The organism is Rhodanobacter sp. B04, from assembly GCF_002001125.1.
Classification (GTDB): domain Bacteria; phylum Pseudomonadota; class Gammaproteobacteria; order Xanthomonadales; family Rhodanobacteraceae; genus Rhodanobacter.
On record NZ_MUNV01000005.1, the window covers coordinates 152,888 to 177,230 of the forward strand.

Annotated in this window: 16 protein-coding genes; 6 read left to right on the top strand and 10 right to left on the bottom strand. The window is 64.9% G+C overall.

What is annotated here, in order from left to right; all coding sequences use genetic code 11:
• Positions 1-177 precede the first annotated feature (177 nt).
• Positions 178-2,367, top strand: a complete 2,190-nt coding sequence (locus tag B0E46_RS00710; protein WP_077553789.1) for a Six-hairpin glycosidase-like protein — start codon at positions 178-180, stop codon at positions 2,365-2,367.
• A gap of 63 nt (positions 2,368-2,430) precedes the next feature.
• Here B0E46_RS00710 and B0E46_RS00715 read toward each other — a convergent pair whose 3' ends face one another.
• The 5 genes from B0E46_RS00715 to B0E46_RS00730 form a co-directional block, all read right to left on the bottom strand.
• Positions 2,431-4,026 carry a tryptophan halogenase family protein gene (locus tag B0E46_RS00715; protein ID WP_077553790.1) on the bottom strand — a complete coding sequence of 532 codons (1,596 nt, stop codon included), beginning with the start codon at positions 4,024-4,026 and terminating at the stop codon, positions 2,431-2,433.
• Positions 4,027-4,254: 228 nt separating this feature from the next.
• Positions 4,255-6,687, bottom strand: coding sequence for a TonB-dependent receptor (locus B0E46_RS00720; RefSeq protein ID WP_077553791.1), 2,433 nt, complete (start codon positions 6,685-6,687; stop codon positions 4,255-4,257).
• A 188-nt stretch (positions 6,688-6,875) separates the two neighbouring features.
• Positions 6,876-7,115: a hypothetical protein gene (locus tag B0E46_RS17130; RefSeq protein ID WP_139350368.1), complete on the bottom strand. Its 240-nt coding sequence runs from the start codon at positions 7,113-7,115 to the stop codon at positions 6,876-6,878.
• Positions 7,112-9,604, bottom strand: coding sequence for an exo 1,3/1,4-beta-D-glucan glucohydrolase (locus B0E46_RS00725; RefSeq protein WP_254424992.1), 2,493 nt, complete (start codon positions 9,602-9,604; stop codon positions 7,112-7,114). Before B0E46_RS00725 ends, B0E46_RS17130 begins: the two co-directional genes overlap by 4 nt.
• 194 nt (positions 9,605-9,798) lie before the next feature.
• Positions 9,799-10,812: a LacI family DNA-binding transcriptional regulator gene (locus B0E46_RS00730; protein ID WP_077553793.1), complete on the bottom strand. Its 1,014-nt coding sequence runs from the start codon at positions 10,810-10,812 to the stop codon at positions 9,799-9,801.
• A 385-nt stretch (positions 10,813-11,197) separates the two neighbouring features.
• Here B0E46_RS00730 and B0E46_RS00735 point away from each other — a divergent pair, with 385 nt between their 5' ends.
• From B0E46_RS00735 to B0E46_RS00755, 5 genes are all read left to right on the top strand, one after another.
• Positions 11,198-12,661 (top strand): MFS transporter, encoded by a 1,464-nt coding sequence (locus B0E46_RS00735; protein ID WP_077553794.1) that lies wholly within the window; start codon positions 11,198-11,200, stop codon positions 12,659-12,661.
• 38 nt (positions 12,662-12,699) lie between these two features.
• On the top strand, positions 12,700-14,385 hold the full coding sequence (locus B0E46_RS00740; RefSeq protein ID WP_077553795.1) for an alpha-amylase family glycosyl hydrolase: 1,686 nt from the start codon (positions 12,700-12,702) through the stop codon (positions 14,383-14,385).
• A gap of 583 nt (positions 14,386-14,968) precedes the next feature.
• Positions 14,969-15,349: a hypothetical protein gene (locus tag B0E46_RS00745; RefSeq protein WP_139350369.1), complete on the top strand. Its 381-nt coding sequence runs from the start codon at positions 14,969-14,971 to the stop codon at positions 15,347-15,349.
• A gap of 764 nt (positions 15,350-16,113) precedes the next feature.
• Positions 16,114-16,752, top strand: a complete 639-nt coding sequence (locus tag B0E46_RS00750; protein WP_077553797.1) for a dihydrofolate reductase family protein — start codon at positions 16,114-16,116, stop codon at positions 16,750-16,752.
• 111 nt (positions 16,753-16,863) lie between these two features.
• Positions 16,864-17,358, top strand: a complete 495-nt coding sequence (locus B0E46_RS00755; protein ID WP_077553798.1) for a DUF3592 domain-containing protein — start codon at positions 16,864-16,866, stop codon at positions 17,356-17,358.
• Positions 17,359-17,432: 74 nt separating this feature from the next.
• On the opposite strand, the gene B0E46_RS17135 is transcribed toward B0E46_RS00755, so the two are convergent.
• The 5 genes from B0E46_RS17135 to B0E46_RS00775 all read right to left on the bottom strand — a co-directional run bounded on the left by B0E46_RS17135 (position 17,433) and on the right by B0E46_RS00775 (position 24,333).
• Positions 17,433-17,573, bottom strand: coding sequence for an urea transporter (locus tag B0E46_RS17135; protein WP_217316300.1), 141 nt, complete (start codon positions 17,571-17,573; stop codon positions 17,433-17,435).
• A 167-nt stretch (positions 17,574-17,740) separates the two neighbouring features.
• Entirely contained in the window at positions 17,741-18,535 is a 795-nt protein-coding gene (locus tag B0E46_RS00760) for an SDR family oxidoreductase (protein ID WP_077553799.1), read from the bottom strand.
• Between the two features lie 153 nt (positions 18,536-18,688).
• Complete coding sequence (locus B0E46_RS00765; RefSeq protein WP_077553800.1) at positions 18,689-21,571, bottom strand: GGDEF domain-containing phosphodiesterase; 2,883 nt, start codon at positions 21,569-21,571, stop codon at positions 18,689-18,691.
• A gap of 155 nt (positions 21,572-21,726) precedes the next feature.
• Positions 21,727-22,749 carry a LacI family DNA-binding transcriptional regulator gene (locus tag B0E46_RS00770; RefSeq protein WP_077553801.1) on the bottom strand — a complete coding sequence of 341 codons (1,023 nt, stop codon included), beginning with the start codon at positions 22,747-22,749 and terminating at the stop codon, positions 21,727-21,729.
• Positions 22,750-22,908: 159 nt separating this feature from the next.
• Positions 22,909-24,333: a sugar porter family MFS transporter gene (locus B0E46_RS00775; RefSeq protein WP_077553802.1), complete on the bottom strand. Its 1,425-nt coding sequence runs from the start codon at positions 24,331-24,333 to the stop codon at positions 22,909-22,911.
• Positions 24,334-24,343: the final 10 nt, after the last annotated feature.

Sequence of the window (24,343 nt, forward strand, 5' to 3'; positions counted from 1 at the left end):
TGCAGAGGCTGGTTGCTGCATTGCGACGATCCCTACCATGCCGGGTCGATGCAGATAGCCGCGGATGTCGATGCTGCGCCTGCAACATGCGGGGCACGCCGCGGCGTGACATAACAGCTGCGGGAGGAACATGCCGATGACATACCTGAGCCACGCCGGGAGATACGGGATGCACGCATGCTGAGCATGCTGCTGGCCACCGCCATGGCGGCAGGCGCCAATGCGCCGGCATGGCAGGACGGGCTGGACTGGCACGGCGTACACGTGAGCATGAGCCAGGATGCGCAAGGTCGCTACACGCTGGCATGGCCGTACGGGCAACGCGTGATCCCGTCCCCGCCACTGCACGCCAATACTGCCAGTCCACTGTTCGACGGCTTGTTCGCGATGGCGCAGGACGACCTGAAGCAGGATTCGGTGACGGCGATCCGCGACGGCGCGTTCGACCACGGCCAGCCGATTCCCTGCCAGTGTTTCGAGACCGGCCTGAAGTGGCCGTACGTGTGGACACGTGACCTGTCGTACTCGATCGATCTCGGCTTGTGGCGCTTCGATGCCGCGCGTTCGCGCAACGGGCTGCAGTTCAAGCTGTCCGACGTGCGCGTGCCGTCTGCGCCACAGGGTCTGTACATGATGCAGGACACCGGCTCGGGGGGCAGTTGGCCGATCAGCACCGACCGTGTGGTGTGGTTTCTCGGCGCGCAGCACCTGCTCGGCGACAGGGCGTTCGCCGAGGACGTCTACCGCGCGTTGGGCAATACCCTGGCGCAGGATCGGCAGTACGTATTCGACGCCAGGCTCGGGCTTTATCGCGGTGAGACCTCCTTCCTCGACTGGCGCGAGCAGACCTATCCGGCGTGGACGGCAAACAACGTCGTCGCCATCGGCCAGTCGTTCGCGCTGTCCACCAATGTGCTGCACTACCAGGCGCTGCAGCTGGCCGCCGTGCAAGCCGACGCACACCACGATGCAAAAGCCGCCAGCGATTACCGCGCGCAGGCCGCAGCACTGAAGGCAGCGATCAACGCGCACTTCTGGCGCGCCGAGCGCGGCCTCTACATGAGCTACCTCGGCGGTGACGGAACGCCGTACGACACTTACGACCTGCTCGGCATCGCGCTGGCGATCACCAGCGGCGTGGCCGACGACGAACGGGCGCAGCAGACTTTGGCGAACTACCCGACCTGGCCGGCCGGCAGCCCGGTGATCTGGCCCGAGCGCGCCGACCAGCCGATCTACCACAACCGCGCGATCTGGCCGTTCGTCAGCGCCTATGCATTGCGTGCCGCGCGCGTGGTGAACCAGCCAGCGCGCATCGCACACGAAATCGAATCGGTCATGCGCGGTGCCGCGCTGTACGGCTCCAACATGGAGAACTACGAGCTGCTGACCCAGGGCCAGCACCTGGACGAGGGCAAGCTCAGCGGCCCGGTGGTCAACTCGCCGCGGCAGCTGTGGTCGGTGGCGGCCTACTTCGCCATGGTGACCGAGGGCGTGTTCGGCCTCGCCGAAGATGGCCTCGTCGAACCCAAACTGCCGACCTCGCTGGTGCCGATGCTGTTCGGCCAGCGCACGTCGATCAAGCTGGATCTGCCGGATCGACAGATCACGTTGCGACTTCCCGCGCACGTCGACGGCAACCTGCTGGTTGCCGACCACATCGACACGCACGGCACCAGCACGGTCGTCACGCTCAAGGCGATCCAGCTACCGGACTTGCCGTTGCGCACCGCCGCACCGCTGTATGCACCGACTGCACCCGCCGCACCGGTGCTGACCATCTCTGCTGATGGCTGGCATGTGCAGGTCGACGGCAAGCTGACGCTGTACCTCAACGGCCAGCGCCACGGCAGCATCGACGGCAACGGCGAGCTCGCACGTCAGCCGGGACTGCTCTGCGTCAGCGCCACGCGCAGCGATGCGCAAGGCCTCGAATCGCTGCACAGCCCCGACACCTGCGTGGGCGATGTGATGAAGGTGGTCGGCAACTGGCCGCGCACGTGGACCGCGCCGGCCACCGGCGACTATCGCGCTTCACTCGACTACGCCAACGAGCATGGCCCGATCAATACCGGTGTCACTGCCGCGGTGAAGATGCTGGCGATCCGCTGCGACGGCAGCGCCGAGCAGCGCCTGCCGATCGTGATGCCGCACAGCATCGGCGTGCAGCGCTCGACCTGGGGCCGCTTCGCCGCGAAAGCCGGTGCCCGCTGCCACTTCGCCCTCGATGACGGCTTCAACATGAGCTATCTCAGCCACTTTGCGCATTACACCGGTGGCGCCGGCGGCAGCGATGGTCCGTTGAACAGCGCCAGCATCGGCGAGCTGCTGATTGCGCCGCTGGGCGGCGGGATCGCCACACCATGAAAAGCTGATCCTGCCCCAACCCACCCCTTCAAGGCGGGGGAACACGGCAGGGCAATCTGCAGTTCAACCGCCGACGGATGCAGCCAAATCCGCATCCGGCCGGATACGCTGCATATGTTCGCGGCACAGCTGTTCGACCAGCGCACGATGATCCGGCAAATCGTCGAGTGCGCGAACGGCCGCCTGCCGGATCATCGCGAACTCCCGGCGCGCTGCTTCCACCTGCGGATAGGCACTGCGCATGGGCTCAAGGTCGGTCCGGAACTCCATGCCGTACAGCACGTATTGCCAGCTCGCGGTCATGAACATTTCCAGGTCGCCGACGAAATCCAGCCGGTGCGGCGGTCGCTGCTTCCACTTCGCGAGCTTTTCCTGCAGCGTTTGCGGAATGCTGGCGTCATCGGCGTTGTCGATCCAGAATTGCGAATCGCGCCGCTGGCTCAGGCAGTAATGCATCTTGATGAAGTCGATGATGCGGTCGTAGCGCGCGACCATCATCTCGTTGAAATGACGCGCGGCGCTTTCCATGTCGTCGGCATCGCCCGGCAGCAGATGAGTCAGCAGGTACGTAGCCAGCTCGATCAACGCGATTCCGGTCGATTCCAACGGCTCCACGAAGCCGCCCGCGAGGCCGACCGCAACGCAGTTCTTGCGCCAGTGCTCGGGCCGGTAACCGGTTTCGAACTTGATGTGCATGGCCTTCAGCCCTGCGCCGGCCGGGCCCAGGTAACGGCGGAACACTTCCTCCGCACGCTCGTCGTCGGTATGGCGCGATGAATAGACATAGCCGACGCCGCGACGCTTCTGTAAACCGATGTCCCAGATCCAGCCGGCCTCCTGCGCGGTGGAGATGGTGTAAGGCGGAATCGGTGTATCCGGCTTCGCGTAAGGCACCTGCATCGCCACCGCGCGGTCGGCGAACAGGACGTCCCGACGGCTGCGAAACGACGACTGCATGACGCCACCGATCAAGATGCTGCGCAGACCGGTGCAATCCACGTAGAGGTCTGCAGTCAGTTTCCCGAGCTCCTTGGTCACGACAGACGCGATGGCGCCATACTCGTCCAGCTCGGCGCACTCGACCGTCGCGACGTGTCGCTTCACACCCAGCGTTTCTTGACCGTGCTCCGCCAACACCTTGGCGAAGCAGGCAGCATCGAAATGGAATGCATGATTCATCGGCCCTTGGTAATCAGGATCGGTCACGCGCTTGGGGCCGCGCCCGTGATCGACCAGCGTGCTTTGCATGGTCACGGCATCGGCGAACGGCATCCCCGCGGGAGCGGCTCCGAGCAGCCAGTACGGCAACAGCTCGGGACCGCCAGGGCGCTGGCTCGGCTGGCTGAACGGGTGGAAGAAGTGGTCGCTGCCGGGCGTACCCGGCGGCCTGACCCAGTGGCGATAGTGGATGCCCTGCTTGTAGGTTGCCGTGGCACCCACCAGGAAGCGGCGCTCGTCCAGCCCGATCGCCGACAACGTGCCGCGGATCGAGGGAAACGTGGCCTCGCCCACGCCGAGCAGGCCGATATGGTCCGATTCGACCAGATGCACCTGGACACTGTCCGGATGAACCGCATTCATGGCCTTCGCCAGGTAGCACGCGGCCAGCCAGCCGGCCGTGCCGCCGCCCACCACAAGCACTTTCTTCAATCGCGGCATGTCCTGCTCCTTTCGCAGACGATGCAGTCGTCACTTCGGGCTTGGCATTCGATCGAGCACGGTCCGTTCCCATCGCGACAACATGCTCTCGTCGCGCCCCCGAAAGAAAGGCCGGACCCCCACGAGGGTCCGGCCAAAGTGCCATTCAGGGGAGGGTTGAAGACATCCTCGTCGTGATGCCTTCAGAACGGCAACGGTGTTGCGTGACAAGCCGCACGGACTCGACCGTCAGAACCAGAAGCCGAGCTGGACACCGTAGGTGCGCGGCGGCAGGTACTGCGAGATGTACACCAGGTCGCCATTGACCAGGCTGCTGCCTGCGCTGGTCTTGATGCGGTCGTCGGAGACGTTCTGCACATACACGTTGACGTACCAGCGATCGCCCGGCTCGCTGTAACGCAGCGACAGATCGCCACGCACATACGCCTTCTGCTGGTCCGGCGCACCCAGGTTGAACCAGCTCAGCCATTGCGCGCTCTGGTACTGGGCGCTCAGGCGCGGCGTCAGGCGGGCGCCATTGCCCAGATGGAAGTCATGCTCGTAGATGCCGGTCAGCGAGACGTTCGGTGCGTGCGGCAGGTCGTTGCCGGTGACGTTCAGGCAGTTGCCCACGCCCAGCGGCGCGGTCGGCGGGCACGCCGGGAAACCGGCGTAGTCGTTGCTGCCGGCATAGAGCAACGTGCCGAGCTTCTTCTTGGGAATGGCCGAGAAGATCAGATTGAGACGGTCATCCTGTTGCTGGTAAGCCAGCTCCGACTCGAAGCCGATCACTTCGGTATTGCCCTGCACGTTCGAGAAGCCCAGGCCATGCGCGCCATTGGCATAGGTGATCGGCGCGGACAGCTGGAAATTCTTGAAGTCTTCGTAGTAGGCGGCACTGTTCCAGGTCAGATGCCCGTTGAAGAACGCGAACTTGGTGCCGATTTCGTAGTTGGTCAACGACTCGGGCTTGTACAGCGCACCACCGTCCTGGGTGCCGCCGGACTTGTAGCCGGTCGAGACACTGGCATAGGCCAGCCCATGCTCGCCGAGGTCGGTGTCCACCCGGGTCAGCCAGGTGATCTTGCTCTTGCTGTATGTGGCGGTGTTGTATTGGCCCGCGCTGAAGCCGGTCGCCGGACCCGGCAGGACACCTGGCGAGATCGGCAGCTGCGGCACGGTCGGGTCGTAGTCCCAGTCCCAGTTGATGCCGCCGTCGTTGGCCTTGTCGTCATGCGACCAGCGCGCACCGGCGGTCAGGCGCCAGTGATCGGACATATGCCAGGTGGCCTGGCCAAACACCGCCTTGGACTCGACCGTTTCCTTCGGCTGGATGAACGAACCCTGCCAGCTGACGGTACCTTGCTGGGTACCGTTCATGATCGGAATGTCGAAGCGGATGTTGTTGTCTTCGTATTCGTAGTAGGCGCCGACGATCCAGTCGATCGCCTGCTGGCCCTTTGACTTCAGGTCGATTTCGCTGCTGTAGCTTTCGTAGTTCGAATAGTTGGTGCGGTCTTCCTGGTACACGCCACCGGTGGTGAAGCTGGTGGGTACGGCCACGCCGACATCCTGGTCGAAATCGCTCTTGCCGGAATAGCGGTTGTAGCCGGCGATATAGCTGAGCTCCATGCCGTCGTTGATCTCCCAGTCCATCCGGCTACGGACGGTCTTGGAGGTCCGGTCCAGATACGGCGCGGTGTCGATCAACGCCGACCAGAAATCTTGGCCCGGGCGCGGTTGCTGCATCAGGCTCAGGCTGGGCGTGCCGCGATCGACGAAATACTCGTACGACAGGTTCCACTTGAACGCGTCGCTGGGCTGCCACAGCGCGCTCACGCGGACGGCGGACTGATCCTGCGAGTTGTACTTCTTGCCGCTCTGGATGAACTGATTGAGGTTGATCGGCTGGAAACTTGCCGGATTGCCGCCCGAGGCCAGGTAGGTCGCCTGCTGCTGCGCCACCGACGGGATCTCGCTGGCCGGGTTCTGGTAGTTGACGTAGCCATCATGCTGCTCGTGCACCGCCGCCACGCGCATCGCGAAGGTGCTGCTGATCGGCAGGTTGACCGCGGCGCGCGTACCCATCTGGCTGTAATTGCCTGCCTCGATCTGTCCATTGCCGTAGAAGCCGCCATTGATGTCGGGCTTGGCGGTCTGGAAGCTGATCGCGCCGGCGGTGGAATTGCGACCCCACAGCGTGCCCTGCGGGCCGCGCAGCGCTTCGACGCTGTCCATGTCCAGCAGCAGTCCCGAAGCAGCCTCGGCGCGAGGCGCATACACGCCATCAACGAAGGTCGCGACTTCAGGATCGGCATACTCGGTCTTGGCGCTGTCGTTGCCGATGCCGCGCATGGTCAGCGTCACCACGTCATGATCGCCCTCCGACGTCCCCTGCAGGCCCGGCACCAGCTTGGTCAGGTCCTGCACGGTCATCACGCGCTCCTTGTCGAGCGTGTCCGCCGTGATCGCCGTGACTGCCACCGGCGTTTTCTGCAGCGGCGTCTCGCGCTTGGTCGCGGTCACCGAGATGGCATCCAGCTGTTTGACTTTCTTGTCAGCTGCGATCGGATTCTGGGATGACGGGTTTTGCGATGTCGCGTCCTGATCCGCCGCAAGCAGGGTGCCCGGAGCGAGCACGAGTGCCATGGCGACGTACAACAACTTGTGGTGCAGATTCATCTGGCTCTCCCTCTAAATCGTTCGGATGGTTGTTGGCCGCCGCGAAGCGCCAGCCAAGACAAAGATTTCCCCGCTCCCCACGCCACGCCGTTGATCCTGAAATGACAGCGCTGTCATTGATTGATCATAGAGCGCCTCTGCGATGAATGCTTGTCGCACAGCAACAAGCCATCAAGGCATTCACAACCTCATGCTTTACGGCCCCTCACGCCGCTTGCCTGGCCTTCCAACACCTTGTTATTGATGCATCGCAAATAGACGTCTTGGCGTCCAATCCCGCAAAGACGGCGTCCATCTGTCGACTTGCGCCCGCTGAAAGTGGAATAGCTGATTCCGAAGTCGCGCCGACGCAACGACCCGGCCAACACCGCGAAACCCGCGGTGGGCACCATTGGCATCGCCACTGCGAACAACGGCTCGTCATTCATGGCTTGCCCCCGTGAGCCGGGCACGCCAGTGTACGATCCGCTACCGTGCCGAGCGACACGTCGGTGACGGCGATCTGTTCACCGGAATGACCGGTCCATTCGAATGGCCGGTCCAGGCTGCTCATGTTGGCGCCGGCGTCGCGGAAGCATTTCAGTGGAATGCCCAGGCGCAACCACTGCCCGCGAGGCAGCGCGGCGAGTTGCCGACCGACCGGCACTTGGCCGCTGCAGCCGGCACCACAGCCGACACCGATCGAAGCTCCTGCTGGCGACAGCGCATCGATCCGCAGCGTGGTCACCAGCATCACGTCGCCATTGGTCTCGCGCTCAACGTCCAGCGGCGCCGGCGCCACAAGCTCGGCGCGCGCGGTGCCTTGGCCGGACCAGCTCAGGCTGCGTGCGTCCTCTTGCGCCCTGTAATCGAACGCGCCGATCCGCAGGCTGCCGTCCGTTGTGGCCGCGGGCGTGGCGGTGACATTTGCGGCCGCGCCGTTCGCACCGGTCAGGCGCAGCGCGAAACCCTGCGCCGGCTTGCCATGGGTGAAGTAGACGCCGGCCCTTGCAGCACTCAGCTCGACCCCTGCATCCTCGGACAACGGGCCGGTGTTGCCGCGATCGGCATAGGTCAGGCCGAAACCGTAGGGAAATTGTGGCTGCTCGCCCCGCGCGATCGCTGCGACCGGAATCTGCGCTGCAGTGCGCGGCCATGCATATGCCAGCTTGCCGTGGAAGTCGTACGCGATGCGGCCGTCGCGGGTGCGCAGCAGCACATCGGCAATGCCCTCGCCTTCGCTGCCCGGCAGCCATGCCACCACGAAGGCATCGGCGGCATTGATCTCGCGATTCATCCACAGCGGTCGCCCGGTCAGGAACACCGCCACCACCGGCACGCCCTGCCCATGCAGGTGGCGCAGCAGGTCGAGGTCGTGGTCGTTGCCTGGACGGTAAGCCAGGTTCGGCAGGTCACCCTGGAATTCGGCGTAGGGATCCTCGCCGAATACCACGATGGCGACATCGGGCTTCTGCTTGTAGTCGCCATCGACCGACAGCTCGGCGCTGCCGCCAGCTGCTTCCACCTGCGTGCGCAAACCGGCCCAGATCGAGGTGGCCCCGGGGAAATTCGCATTGGTCAGGCCGGTGCCCTGCCAGGTCAGCGTCCAGCCACCGTTCTGCTTGGAGATGTTGTCGGCGCCGTCGCCGGCGACCAGGATGTGCTTGCGCGGATCGATCGGCAACACGCCGTGGTTGTTCTTCAGCAGCACCAGCGACTCGCGTACCGCCCGGCGTGCCAGTGCGCGATGCGCGGGACTCCCGATCACCTGCGCCGACCGGGCTACCAGCGGGTTGGCCGATGGCGGACCGGCCTCGAACATGCCCAGGCGCAGCTTCACCCGCAGGATGCGGGTCACCGCATCGTCGACGCGGGCCATCGGAATCACGCCTGCCTTCACTTCGGCCAGGGTGTTCTTGTATAGACCCTTCCAGGAATCGGGAGCTTCCAGCATGTCCAGCCCGGCGTTGTACGCCACCGGGCAATCCTCGTTGGTGCAGCCGGGTACCTGGCCGTGCGCGTTCCAGTCGCCCAGCACGATCCCGTCGAAGCCCATGCGGTTTTTCAGCACGTCGGTGATCAACGCCTTGTTGCCGGCCATCTTCACCCCGTCCCAGCTGGAGAACGAGACCATCACCACCTGCACGCCGGCCTTGATCGCGGGCGGATAGCCGGCCGCGTGCACGTCGCGCAACACCGCCTCGCTGACCTCGGCATCGCCCTGGTCCTTGCCGTCGCGGGTGCCGCCGTCGCCGACAAAATGCTTGGCGGTGGCGATCACGTGTTCGGCATCCAGGAACTGCGGTGTACCCGGCTTGCCTTCCAGACCGCCGACCACGGCGGTGGCGTATTGCGCCACCAGTGCCGGATTCTGCGAATAACCTTCGTACGAACGGCCCCAGCGCACGTCCTGCGGAACCGTGAGCGTGGGCGCGAAGGTCCAGTTGATGCCGCTGGCACGCAGTTCCTTCGCGGTGGCCTCGCCGATTTCGCGGATCAGCTGCGGATCGCGCGTGGCGCCCAGCGCGGAGTTCTGCGGAAACAGCGTGCTGCCGACCAGGTTGTTGTGGCCATGCACGGCGTCGATGCCGAACAGCACCGGAATCGCCAGCCCGCCGCCTGAGGTATCCATCGAGGCGCGGTAGAACGCATCGGACAACTGCTGCCACTGTGTCGCCGTAGCGGTCTGCTGCCCGTTCGGCTTGGAGTTGCCGCCGGCCAGGATCGAGCCCAGACGATACTTGCGCACATCGTCCGGGGTCACGTACTTGATGTCGGCCTGGATCATCTGGCCGACCTTGTCCGCCACCGACATCGTCGCCAGCAATGCCTGCACCCGCGACTCGAGTGCGGAATCGGGCGGCAGCGGCGAGCTGCCTTTCGGCCACAGTTCGGGGTGGACAGTGGCCGCGTCGCCGGCCATGGCGGGAATGGTCATGAGCAGTACGCCAGCGAGTGACAAGACCATGGAGAGGCGTCGCAGCAACGGACTCGATGGGGGCGACAGTGGCACGGCAGGACTCCAGGCTGGCGCACCGGCGGTGCGCGTCTGAGCCGCAGGTTGGCAGAAATGACAGCGCTGTCAATTTGCTCTGCAACATGACCGCCAAGCCAGGCGGCGGAGCGCCGGCCTCAGGGTACGGCGGCAGTGGAACCGCGGATCTGCAGGACGAAGGGCACCTGCACCAACTGGCCAGCGCCGTGGCCGCGCAATGCACCGAGCAATTGCTCGGCCGCGATCTTGCCCATCTCGCGACTCGGTTGCTGGATGGTGGTGAGCGCCGGCCACAGCTGGCGCGACAGCGGCGTATCGTCGAAGCCGCAGACCGACAGGTCGTGTGGCACCTTTAAGCCGTACTCGCCGGCTGCCCACATCACGCCCGTGGCCATGTCGTCGTTGGCGGCGAACACCGCCGTCGGCCGCTCGGCCAGCGAAAACAGCTGTCGCGCCGCCTCCACGCCGGAACCGAAGGTAAAGGCCCCCTGCACCACCATGGCCGGATCCTCGGGCAAACCCGCGGCGGCCATCGCCTCGCGGTAACCAGCCAGACGCCAGCGGCTGGCACCGTGGTCGGCGATGCCGATCACGTGCGCAATCCGCCGATGCCCCAGTCCCAGCAGATGTTCCACGATCGCCCGTGCGGCCCGCTGCTCGTCCATCGTCACGCCGATGACTTTGCCACGCCGCTGCGGCGACACGCTGGCATACGGCACGTTGGACTCGCGCAGGCGTTTCAGCAGCGGCGCATAGTCGGTGATCGGTGGCGTCAGCACGACGCCATCGGGGTGGTGGTCGGAAATCAGCGCATCGAAGCGACGGATGAAATCACCGCCGCGCATGCGCAACGGGCGCACCATCATGCTGTAGCGATGCGCGTCGCAAGCCTCGAGCACGCCATCCTGGATCTCGGCCAGATAGGTCGAAGCCGGGTTGTCGTTGTTGTCGTACAACATCGCCACCAGGAACGAGCGGTTGCCCGCCAGGCTGCGCGCCGACGGATGCGGGCGATAGTCCATCGCCTCCATGGCGGCACGTACGCGCTGACGCGTGGCATCGGTCACGTTGGCCTCGTCATTGAGCACGCGCGACACCGTCTTGGGCGATACATTCGCCGCGCGCGCCACATCTTCGAGGCGTACCCGCATGGATTCTCCGTGGTCTTCACGCTGTCGATCGACTATGCCGCCAGAGCCCTCCGCTTTACAAGGACGCTTTACGGGGATGAGCGGCATTGCAGGCAGGGAGGCCGCTACGCGGCGTACCGATGCAGCCATGAATACGTATGCAGGCGCTGGTTGCTGCATTGCGACGCTGCCTACCATGCAGGACTGTCGCCCGGCAGCAAGGTGCGCCGATGCTGCGCCCGCAGCATGCGGGATGCGCCACGCCGTGACATAACTGCTGCCGAGGGAGAGGTGCCAATGATCCAGATCAACCACAGCTCAGCACCGACGGTGCACGCGTGCTGAGCATGTCGCCAGCGAACGCGGACGCGCCGCGCGACATCACCTGCAACAAGGACAGCCACCGATGACGCCGAAACCCGCACTGTCGTTCTGGCAGATCTGGAACATGTGCTTCGGCTTTCTCGGCCTGCAGTTCGGCTTTGCGCTGCAGAACGCGAACGTCAGCCGGATCTTCCAGACGCTGGGCGCGAACGTGAACGACATCCCGGCGCTATGGATCGCCGCGCCGCTGACCGGGCTGATCGTGCAACCGATCATCGGTCACTACTCCGACCGCACCTGGAACCGGCTGGGTCGGCGCCGGCCGTACTTCCTGGTCGGCGCGGTGTTCGCCTCGCTGGCGCTGCTGTGGATGCCGAACGCGCCGATGCTGTGGGTGGCCGCCGGCCTGCTGTGGATCCTGGATGCGTCGATCAACGTGTCGATGGAGCCGTTCCGCGCCTTCGTCGGCGATCAACTGCCCACGCAGCAACGACCAGCCGGTTATGCGATGCAGAGCTTCTTCATCGGCGCCGGCGCGGTGATCGCCTCCATGCTGCCGTGGATCCTGGCGCAGTTCGGCGTGGCCAACGTGGCACCGGACGGAGGCATCCCCGACACGGTGAAGTACGCGTTCTATGCCGGCGGCGCGGTGCTGCTTGGTGCGGTGCTCTGGACCATCCTGAGCACGCGCGAATACGCGCCCGCGCAACTGCAAGCGTTCACCGACAACGTGGCGGATGAGCCGGAAGTGGAGGCCTCGCGCGCCTGGCGACCGGGCGCACTGCTATTGCTGGTCGGTATCATGGTGCTGCTCGCGATCAGGCATTTCGCGCTGGAGAAAGAGGTCTACCTGCTAGCCGGCGGGCTGATCGTGTTCGGCCTGCTGTTCGCATGGCTGAGCCGCACCCGCAGCCACGGCATGCTGCGCGAGGTGATGGGCGATCTCTACGGCATGCCCACCTCGATGCGGCGACTGGCCTGGGTGCAGTTGTTCTCCTGGTTCGCGCTGTTCGCGATGTGGATCTACACCACCGCAGGCGTGACGCAGACGATCTACGCCACCGTCGATACCGGCTCGTCCGCCTACAACGAGGGCGCCAACTGGGTCGGCGTGCTGTTCGCCGCGTACAACGGGTTTGCCGCGCTGGCCGCGGTGGTTATCCCGCTGATGGTGCGCCGCTGGGGCCTGCGCATCAGCCACGTGCTGAACCTGTGCCTTGGCGGTGCCGGTCTGCTGTCGTTCCTGGTCATCCGCGACCCACACTGGCTGCTCGCCTCGATGGTCGGCGTCGGCTTTGGCTGGGCCTCGATCCTGTCGCTGCCTTATGCGCTGCTGTCGGACAACCTGCCCACGGCGAAGATGGGCGTCTACATGGGCATCTTCAATTTCTTCATCGTGATCCCGCAACTGCTCGCCGCCAGCGTGCTCGGCCTGCTGCTGCGGCTGTGCTTCCACAACCAGCCGATCTGGGCACTGGGCCTGGGCGGCGCCAGCCTGCTGATCGCCGGCCTGTGCACCCTGCGCGTGCCCGATCCCAAGGCCTGAACGGACACGCCCGCGTCCCGCTCTACGGAACCCGATTCATGCCCAAGCTCCACCTGCTTCCTGCCCTCGTCGCCATCCTCGCCTGCGGGCTCGCGCACGCGGCCACGCCGGCGAAGGCTGCCGAGTTCGTCGGCACCAACGAGCCGTTCGCATCCAACGCGATCTACTTCGTGATGACCGACCGCTTCGTCAACGGGGATCCGTCCAACGACCAGCGCGACCAGGGCGGCGCGCACCGGACCTTCGACATCCCGGTACCTGGACCGAACGGCGAAAGCGCGAACATCGGCTACCTCGGCGGCGACTTCAAGGGCGTGTTGAACAACGCCGGCTACATCCGCGGCATGGGCTTCGGCGCGGTATGGATCACCCCGATCGTGCAGAACCCGGCCGAGCCGTTCAGCGGCGGCGACCCGGTGAGCTGGGGCAGCTTCTGGACCGATCGGGGCAAGACCGGCTACCACGGCTACTGGGGCGTCAACTTCTACAAGCTCGACCCGCACCTGCCCAGCAAGAACCTCGACTTCGCACAGTTCACCGCGGCGATGCACGCGCAGGGGCTGAAGGTGGTGCAGGACATCGTGCTCAACCACGGCTCGCCCGCGTTCGGCATGACCAGGGCGCAGCCGATGTTCGGCAAGATCTACGACAAGGACGGCAAGCTGATCGCCGACGAGCAGAACCTGCCGCCGTACAAACTCGACCCCGTGCGCAACCCGCTGCACCGCTTCTATCACGCCTACGACGACGTGGCGCAACTGACCAACAACGACGACGAAAACCCCGCGGTGCTGGACTACTTCAGCGGCGCCTACCTGCAGTGGATCGGCCAGGGCGCCGACGCGTTTCGCATCGACACGCTCAGCCACATGCCCACCGCATTCTGGCAACAGTTCGCCGCGCGCATCCGCGCCAAGCATCCGGGCTTCTTCATGTACGGCGAGGCGTTCGACTTCGATCCCGACGACATCGGCAAATACACCTGGGCGCAGAACGGCGGCATCAGCCTGCTCGACTTCCCGCTGGAGCAGGCGTTCAAGGACGTGTTCGAACACGTCGGCAGCGACTACGGCAAGCTCGCCGCACGGCTGTACCTGACCAACGGCCCCTACGCGAACCCGTACGAGCTGGTCACGTTCTACGACAACCACGACATGAAGCGCCTGAACGCCAGCGACCGCGGCTTCATCGACGCCAACAACTTCCTGTTCACCGCGCGCGGCATCCCGGCCGTCTACTACGGCTCGGAAACCGGCTTCGAACGCGGTCGCGGCGAACACGAAGGCAACCGCAACTACTACGGCCAGCCACGCGTCGATGCCGCAGCACAGAGTCCGATCTACCGGCAGCTCAGGCGCATCGCGCAACTGCGCGAAAATACCCCGGCCCTGCAACGCGGCCTGATGCTTCCGCTGCGCTTCGCCGGCGATCAGGCCGCGTTCTATCGCGTCTACCAGAAAGGCGATACGCACCAGATCGCGCTGGTGCTGCTCAACAAGGGCGACCAGCCAGCCGGTTTCACCATCAGCGACGACTTGCAGCCAGGCCACTGGAAAGCCGCCTTCGGCGACAGCGCGATCGACGTGCCCAATGGCGGCAGCCTGCATGCCCGCGTCGGCGCACACGATGTGCAGGTCTACCTGCTCGATGTACCCGTCACCCGCACCGATCTTGTCGCCGAACTGACACGGCTGATGCACGAACGAGGGCATCCCGCCGACTGAACCACTTGGCTCGACGTGGCAGGACTAGGCTGCACCAAGTAAACCAAACTGCCGATCTTGATGGGCTGACGTCGCGAACACAGCGTCCATCGCGCAGGATGGGCTGCAGGGAATACACTGCAATTTGAAATCCACTAGCGCCAGAGCTCACTAATGAATGCTCACCGCACACTCGCTGGATTTGCTTTCAGCTCACTGCTTGCCGGTTGCTACCCGACTCATGGTGATGCGAATGCCAGGCTCAATCACTGGAACACCCTGGTTTCCAAAGAGCTCCCAGCAGGCTCATCAAAGGCAAGTGTCGAGGCTTTTTCTCGGCTCATGGGCTGGAGCCCAGCTACTTAGCGTCGGACCATGCCGTAGTGGCAATCGACCGAGACGTCGAGTCCGGCGGCATGGTCACAACAGGCATCACCTTCAACTGTCCGCTTGATCAAACTGAGCGGCTAGAATCATGTAGAACGGCGTTTGCTTATACGGGGCCGTGAGCTCTAGCCATGCGTTCAAGGCCGATGGCTACGCCGCCGCTTAGCTCAGCGTTGGGCGTGCAAGTCCCTACCTTGCTAGTTTGGAGAAGCCCATGTTGCGTACATTCGCTTCAGTTCTTTTTCTTCTGACGGCGTTGGTCATCGCGCTGGGCGCTTTCGGCCACGACTCGCACGCGGCGAGGCTCGCCATCGAACTAGGCAAACAGGCGCTCGACGCGCACGACGTCAAGGTGATCATCTTGGTCTGGCATTTTGTCAGCGGCTGCATGATCGTGTTCGGCATGCTGTGCATCTGGGCCTGGTGGCGCGCCCGTCACGGCGAGCGCAGCGCGTTCTTCATCAGCGACCTGATCGGCCTGTTCTATATTGTGACGGGCCTGCTGTCTGTCTGGTACTCCGGTATCGTGTTCTTCTGGCTGTTCTTCGCGCTCGGCGTGCTGCTCATCATCTCTTCGCTGCCGCTGCGGCGTGCCTGACTCTTTCCTGGGCGGTCACGGATCGTGCGGCCCAACAATTCCGTAAGAGACTTCCAGTCACCCCAGACGCATGATGCTTTTGCGCTGAGCTTTCGGGCCACTGCTGATCATAATGTTGTCCTGTGTTGCGGCGTGCGTGTCAGTGCGGTGCGTGCCGCAACGGATGTCAGACTGCCTTTCCGTAGCCGCTCTTGTTGAATCGAAGCCAGCGACTCGACTTTGTAACCCTGGCGCACCTGATGCCAGGAAAGGCGCGCCTGCTGCCCGATGTCCTTGAACCGCGCGAAGCGCATGTTGCCTGACGCGCCGCCTCGGCGGCGCGATCGTTCTTGGTTCGGACGGCCTTGCGGAACGGCGTGACGAACTGGACAGCCATGATCGGCGGTTGCGGGTTCTACTCGATACACCGCCGCGGCCAATTGTGCGCGCCGCTGCACGCCTCCATCACCGCTACCGTGCCCGTCAGCCGCTGGGCCAGCCATCGGCCGAACGGCTCGCGCCGCGGATCCCGTCGCCGGATCACCCGCCCGGCGCCGTTCAAGCCAACTGCCGTGGAGAGGTTGCGATAACATCGCATGCATGATGGCAGCAGACGGCCTGCGCGGATCAGCATCCCTACCCTGCCCGTCAGCCAGCTGTTTCGCTTGGCACGTGTCCAAGACACGTGACCGATGAGGTTGGCTGACATCTCGTTCATGGCGGACGGCTACGCCACCGCCTAGCTCCAGCATCAGGCCGGAATCCGGAATCGTGGGAGAGGAATCATGAGCAAGGTGTTTGTGAACATCGGACTCAGTCTTGACGGCTACATGGCGCCGGAAGGGATGAACATCGAGCACTGGGACAGGCCTGATTACAAGAACTGGGGCGCCAAGTGGGGCATTCTGATGAGCTGGATCCTCAAACAGCAATATTTCCGCGAGAACCTCAAGTTCGGTCCGGGAGGAGAGACCGGTCCGGTCAACGACATGCTCCGCCACACCATGGAGCGTAGCGGCGTCAGCATCATGGGCAAGCGAATGTTTGACGCCGGCGAGCGCAGCTGGCCAGATGAAGCTCCGTTTCACACCCCTGTGTACGTGCTCACCCATGAAAAGCGTGAACCATGGGTCCGGCCGGGCGGGACGACGTTTTATTTTTTCAACGATGGGCCAGCGAGCGCTCTCGAGAAAGCCCGAGAGTCTGCAGGCGGTCGCGACATTCGCATCTCGGGCGGCGCGGATGTGATACAGCAGTACTTGAACATGGGTGCGATTGACGAGCTGGAAATTGCCCTGGCTCCGGTACTGTTCGGCAGTGGAAGGCGCCTGTTCGAGAATCTGCACGAGGCGCCGCCGCAGTTTCGTATCGACCAGGTGCTCAACACTCCCGATGCCACACACTTGCGCTATGTGCGCGCGTAAAGAGCAGCCTGGCAATACGTTGCGGGCGATGTCTGGCCCACCACACACCGTTGCCGCCGCAACGGCGCGCAACGCCTCCAACGCAGATCAACGCGAGCGTCAGGCAGCCGCATGCACGACAGTCAAACCTATCTCATCGTAGCCGGCCTGGCTCTGGCGGTTATAGGCTTCGTTGCTGCAAAGACTAATTTCGTCGCGATTCGCAGTGCCATCGCCGCCTCCACATGGACCAGCGTCGATGGCGAGATCGAATCCGCCGGCGTATCGGAAGGCTGCGACCATGCCGGCGCAAGCGGCAGCAAGCGAATCACTTTTCGCATCGTCATCCGTTACAGCTATCGGCTCGGCAACCGGACTTACAGCAGCGACAAATCCGGATCTGATGGGCGCATTTTCTCGATTTTCAGCTCGGCCCAACGCGCGGCCAACCAGTACGCAACCAGGAAGACGATCGAAGTCTATGTATCCCCAGACAACCCAATGCGTAGCGTAATTGGGGTGGGAATGCGGTGGCAGTGGCGTTATTGGCTGGGCCTGGTGGTTGGTGCGGTGCTTCTTGGCCTTGGGGTGGTGATGATCCTGGCACGCTTTGGAGTCCATGCATAAGCATGGAACACGCTGGCGGCCGAGGCCTGTTCCGAGGTGAGACACACCGGAAGCGCTAGCGCGCATACGTGCCGTCACGCCACCGGCCGCAGCTGCGGAAACAGCGGACTGGCCGGCATGAAAACCCACACCACCAGCACGAACGGAAAGGTCAGTACCGGCATGCCGATCGGCTCCGGCGCGGCCGACATGGCGGCGATCGCCGTCGACGACAAGTCAGCTCGCGGTGAACCTCACCGGGACAACTTCTGTGGCGACATGGCTGCCGATGGGCCCCATGCGGCGTCCTTCCAGCAGATGCCGCAGTCAGCCGAGGCCGGAGGCGAGACAGCGTGCCTTTTCATGGCATGGACTGGCTATCAAGCCACAGCCCGGTTCACGGTCACACCACCGAGCGCACCACACCGCCATCCACACGCACCGCCGCACCGGTGGTTGCCGAGGCCTGTTCCGAGGCGAGGTACACCGCAAGGTTGGCAACCTCATCGACGGTAGCGAGCCGCTTGATCAGCGACGACGGGCGATGGGTGGCGATGAAATCGCGTTCGACCTGTTCCAGCGGCACGCCCTGCTCCGCCGCGATCTTGCCGAAGAAGTCGCCGACGCCCTCGGAGCGGGTCGGACCGGGCAGGATCGCGTTGACGGTGACGCCGGTGCCGGCCAGCGACTCGGCGAGGCCGCGCGACACGGCAAGCTGGGCGGTCTTGGTGGTGCCGTAATGAACCATCTCGGCGGGAATCTGCACGCCCGACTCGCTGGAGATGAACTGCACGCGGCCCCACCCGCGCTGCGCCATGCCCTGCGCGTAATGCCGCGCCAGCCGCACGCCGCTCATCACGTTGACCTCGAAGAAGTGCAGCCAGTCCTCGTCGGCAATCTCGAAGAACGCCTTCGGCTCGAAGATGCCAAGGTTGTTGACCAGGATATCGGTCTGCGGCACCTGCGCGATCAGGTGCTCGGCGCCTTCGCGCGTGCCGAGGTCGCCGGCCACGCCGCTGAGGCGTGCACCGCCGACGTTCCTCGCGATGCTGGCGATGGCTTCGTCCACGCGCGCCGGCGTGCGCCCGGTGATGACCACGTGCGCACCCGCCGCCGCGAGGCCGCTGGCGATCGCCAGGCCGATGCCGGCGGTGGAACCGGTGACGATCGCGTGGCGCCTGCTCAAGTCGATGTGCATGAATGTTCTCCCATGGGAATGACGACGCGACGCAAGGCCACGCACTGTCGTGTTGCGGATTGAGGGCGACAGGCTGAAGAATCAAGCCATGGCATGACCTGGTGCGAGCGCGGCATATGCATGGAACGACGCTGGCCGCAGCCCGCAACGCCGCTAGCGCATCTTCTGCGGCATGTCGAAAAACGCCTCCGCCTCGTGCGCCGGCAAGGCCATGCCCAGGTGGTTGCCTTGCAATTCGTCACACCCCATACGGGCAAGAAAAGCCGCCTGCGCCGGCGTCTCCACACCTTCGGCAGCCACGACCATGTGCAGTTGATGGGCAAGTTCGACGATGGTCTGCGCGATGGCGCCGTCGTCGACATCGGCCGGCAGCCCGCGCACGAAGCTCTGATCGATCTTGAGCTTGTCGATCGGAAACTGCTTCAGGTAGGCCAGGCTGGAATAGCCGGTGCCGAAATCATCCAGTGAAAGCCGCGCGCCGAGCAGCTTGAGCCCGGTCAGCGTGCGGCGGACCCGCGCGACGTTTTCCATCAGCGCGCTCTCGGTCATCTCGATATCCAGCATGCCCGCCGGCACGGCATGCCGGTGCAGCGCCTCGCCGACCTGGTCGACCAGGCCGGGGTGCTGCAACTGCTGTGCGGAGACATTGATGGCCACGGTGAAATCGCGATACCCGCGATCGAGCCATGCGCGCATTTGCCGGGCGGCACGATCCAGTACCCATTCGCCGATCTCGGGCATCAGGCCCAGCGCCTCGGCGATCGGAATGAAGCGGCACGGCGATACCTGGCCGAGTTCGCGGCTGTTCCAGCGCAGCAGTGCCTCGAAGCCGGTCAGCGCATGATCAGGCGCCGCGTGCTGCGGCTGGTAGTAAAGCTCCAGCTCATCCAGGCGGATCGCATCGCGCAGATGGCGCCCCAGCAACAGCCGCTCTTCGAGGTCGTGCATCTGACCGATGGAGAATTCGCAGATCCGGTCGCGCCCCTCGCGCTTGGCCTGCGTCATCGCGGCTTCGGCGCTGCGCAGCAGGCTGCGCGGATTCTCGCCATGGTCAGGCGAATGGCTGATGCCGACGCTGGCGGTCAGCAACAGCCGGTAGTCGCGGCCCTCGATCGGCTCGGCAACGGCCATGCGCATTTGCTCGGCCAGCTCCCGTACGGCACCCCGCGACAAATCGCGAACCGCCACCACGAACTTGTCGCCGGCGATGCGCGCGATCTGCCCCTGCGCGCCCACCACTGCTTGCAGGCGCCCAGCCAGACGCTGCAGCACATCGTCGCCGGTCACGTGGCCGACCGACTCATTGACCACCTGGAAGCGATCGAGGCCGACCATCAGCACCCAGGCCGGAACAGCCGGATCCTGCAGCATCACGGCAAGTGCGCGCTCCAGCATCAGGTGATGCGGCAAACCGGTGACCGCATCGTGGCTGGACGCATGGGCCAGTTCCTCCTCGGCCCGGCGACGCTCGGTGATGTCGCGTGCCACGGCGTAGAGCATGCCGTCCGGTGCGGCGAACGAAACCCACTCCAGCAAGCGCTCGCTGCCATCGCGGCACACGCAACGGTTGACGAACTCATGTACCTGCGGCCCCGTCCCGGTCATCGCCGGCATCGGGTCCGTTCCGGCACCGTCTTGCGGCAACAGAAAGTCCCGGTAGCTTTTCGACATCAGCTCCTCGGCGCTGTAGCCGCTGACACGCGGCAGCGACGGATTGAACTGGACCAGCCGCCCGGTGTGCGGATCGAAGATGCAGAAGATCTCCAGCGACATTTCGAAGAAACGGTTGCGCTGGCGCAGGCGCCCGACCAGCCGGTCGCTCTCGATCGCGATGCCGGTGATCGGCAGCATGCGGTCGATACTCTGCAACTCCTCCGGTCGCGGCTCGCGCGATTCGCGGTAGTACACCGCGAAGGTGCCGAGCACTTCGCCGTGGCTGCCGAACACCGGGGTCGACCAGCAGGCTTTCAGGCCATGGGCCAGCGCGAGCTCCCGGTAGCCCTCCCAGTGCCGGTGCGTGGCGATGTCCGCCACCACCACCCGTTCGCAGCGCCACGCGGCGGTGCCGCATGAACCGCGCGACTCGCCGATCTCCAGTCCGTTCACCGTCCGGTTGTACGCATCGGGCAGGCTGGGCGCGGCGCCATGCAGTACGTGCCGGCCTTCCTCATCCAGCAGCAGCAGCGAGCACAGCGCACCCGGATTCAGCGTTTCGTGCAGACACGCAATGCGCTGCAGGCTTTCCACGAGGGGTTGCTGTGCCGCGATCCCGACCAGAATCTCATGCTGGCCGACGGCCATCTGCTCGGCCCGCTTGCGTTCGGTGATGTCCTGGCATGCACCCAGCATGCGGATGGCTCGGCCCGTCTCGTCGACATCCACGGTGCCGCGGCTGAGCAAGGCGCGCTCGTCGCCATCCGCCCGCACGATGCGCTCCTCGAACTCGAACGGCTGCCGGTCGCGCAATGCCTGCTCGACGATACCTTGCACGCGCGCACGGTCCTGCGGATGCACCAGGGCCAGATAGGCCTGGAGCGTGGCCGCATGGCGTGTGGGCGTCACGCCGTAGATGCGGTACAACTCAGCCGACCAGGTCACCCGGTTGCCGGCGATGTCCCATTCCCAGCTGCCGATGTGCGCCACCTGCTGGGCCTGGTCGAGCATGCGCTGGTGTTGCTGCAGCGCCTGCTCGGCCTGCTTGCGCTCGGTGATGTCGAGGAAATGGATGGTCAGGCCGTTTGCCGACGGGTAGATGCGGTTCTCGAACCAGCGGTTCGGCGGATAGAACGCCTCGAGCTGGATCGGGCGCTGCTCGGCCATCGCCTGCTCGTAGGCGCGCTGCAGCGGCTGGTCGACCCCTTCCGGAAATTCCGTCCAGATGTGTCTGCCGATCAGCTCCTCGGCGGGACGGCCAAGGAACTCGCAGGCCTTCGCATTCAGATAGGTGTAGCGCCAGTCTCGATCCAGCGCCACGTACGCATCGGTGATGCGGTCGAATATCTGATGAAGCTCCGACTCCTGCCGAATGTGTTCCATGGAGGCATGCGATCCTGTCATGCGAAGCGGCCGAACAGGCTCGGCAGGTTAAGCGATGCCGCACGAGCGCCGCAATGCGGATTTTTCCCAGGTCCACGCGAAACTCTGCGCAAGCCCAAAACTTGCCGGGAGCTTGCGCGCCGCGGCTCGCGGGTCTAGCGCAGGCTCGAGCGCCGCACCATCAGCTTCACCGGCAGCACTTCGCTTTCCACCGGCTCGCCGCGGATCAGGCTGAGCAGGCTGTCGACCAGGGTTTCGCCAGCCTGGCGGGTGTCCTGCAGGATGGTGGTAAGCGGCGGATTGACGAAGCTGGCCATGGCGATGTCGTCGAAACCGGCCAGCGCAACATCCTGCGGCACGCGCAGGCCGTGATCGCTGAGCGCGTGCATCGCACCGATCGCGATCAGGTCGCTGGCGGCGAATACCGCGTCGAAGCCGGCCTCGCGCATGATCAGCGCGCGCATGGCCTCGTAGCCAGAGCGTTCGGTGCTCTCGGCGTTTTCCTGCAAATCGGCATCGGGCTCCAGGCCGGCCTGCCGCAAGGCATCGGCATAGCCGCGGTAGCGCGCGAAGAATTCCGGATAATGGCTGGAGGCGTCGCCTAGGAAGGCGACACGGCGGCAGCCGCGCTCCAGCAGGTGCTCGGCCACCATCTGGCCGCCACGGAAATTGTCGCAGCCGATCGAGACGCCCGGCTGATCGGGCAGCACCGCGCCCCAGCGCACGAAGCGGGTGCCCTGGGCGACCAGCTTCTCCAGCTTGTCGCAATAGGCCAGGTAATCACCATAGCCAAGCAGGATCAGGCCATCGGCCTTCTTGCTGTCGGCGAAATCGGCATGCCAGTCGCGCGAGAACTGCTGGAACGAGATCAGCAGGTCGTAACCCTGCAGCGCACAGGCGCGGGTGATCGAGCCGAGCATCGACAGGAAGAACGGGTTGATGTGCGACTCGTCGGCGGTGGGGTCCTCGAAGAACAGCAGGGCCAGCGTGCCGGTATGCATCCGGCGCAGGTTGGAGGCGTTCTTGTCGAGCTTGTAGTTGAGCTGTTCGGCCGCGGCCTCGATGCGCCGGCGGGTTTCCTCATTGACCAGCGGGCTGCCGCGCAGCGCGCGCGACACCGTGGCCTGGGATACCCCGGCGAGATGGGCGATGTCGATCGAAGTGGATTTTCCCTTCATCTGCAGCCTGATCCGGAATCCGCTCAACGGACGGCGAAACGCCGCCGGCTGTTCCGAATCCTAGCTGCTTTGCGCACCGCCTGTCGTATTCCGCCCGGCGCTCGCCGATGCGGCGGCAGTCCAGCGGCCGCCGCCGGGAGGGGCCCGGGATCGAAGTCCTCAGGCGCGCATGTCCTCCAGCTCGACTCCCTTGGTCTCGCGTACCGCGTACAGCACGAACAGCAGCGACAGCAGCGCGAAACCGGCATACAGCCCATAGGCAAAGGTCAGGCCGATCTCGGCCAGCGCCGGGAAGCTGCTGGTGATCGCGAAGTTCGCCAGCCATTGCGCCGCGGCGGCCACCGCCAGCGCGGTGGCGCGGATGCGGTTCGGAAACATCTCGCCCAGCAGCACCCACACCACCGGGCCCCAGCTCACCCCGAAGAACACCACATAGGCGTTCGCCGCGACCAGCGCGACGATGCCGGTGGCGCCGGGCAGGCTGAGCGTGGCGCCGCTGCCGGTGGCCTGCGAGAAACACCATGCCATCAGCCCCAGGGTGATCGCCATGCCGGCCGATCCGATCACGAGCAGCGGCTTGCGGCCGATCCGGTCGACCAGGGCGATCGCCACCAGGGTCACCAGCACGTTGACCACCGAGGTGGCCACGGTGATGGTGAACGAATCGGCCTCGCTGAAGCCGACCGAATGCCACAGGGTGGACGAGTAATAGAAGATCACGTTGATGCCGACGAACTGCTGGAACACCGACAGCAGGATGCCGATCCACACCACCGGCAGCAGGCCGGCGGCCTTGCCGAGCAGGTCGCTCAGGCGCGGCTGGTGTTCCGAACGCAGGCTGTCCTCGATGTCGTGCAGCTTGCTGTCCAGCGCGGCGTCGCTGTGCATGTTCAGCACCTCGCGCAGTACATCCCTGGCTTCGGCCAGGCGCCCCTTGGCCACCAGATAACGCGGCGACTCCGGCACGCCCAGCACCAGGGTGCCGTAGATCAGCGCCGGCAGCACCGCCGCCAGGAACATCCAGCGCCACGCGCCCAGCCCGAACCACAGCGCATGCGAGGCACCGCCGGCCGAACCGGCCAGCCATGCATCGCTGAGCAGGGCGGCGAAGATGCCAAGCACGATCGCCAGCTGCTGCATCGAGCCGAGCCGGCCGCGGATATACGCAGGCGACACTTCGGCGATGTAGGTCGGCGCGATCACCGAGGCCACGCCGACGCCGATGCCTCCGACCAGCCGCCACAGGATCAGCTGCCACACCGCACCCGCCAGTCCCGAACCCAGCGCGCTGGCCACCAGCAATGCGGCTGCCACCTGCATGGTGCGCACGCGGCCCCAGCGGTTCGCCAGCATGCCGGCATACCACGCGCCCAGCGCCGAGCCGAGCAAGGCGCACGACACGGCGAAACCGGTCTGTGCCGCATCCAGGCTGAAACTGCCGCGGATCGCTTCGACCGCACCATTGATCACCGCGGTGTCGAACCCGAACAGGAAGCCACCCAGTGCCGCCGCCGCCGAGATCAGCACCACCCGTGCGGTGGCACGCTGCCCCAGCCCATCATCTGTCGCGTCCACTGTGCTCATCGCGTCTCCC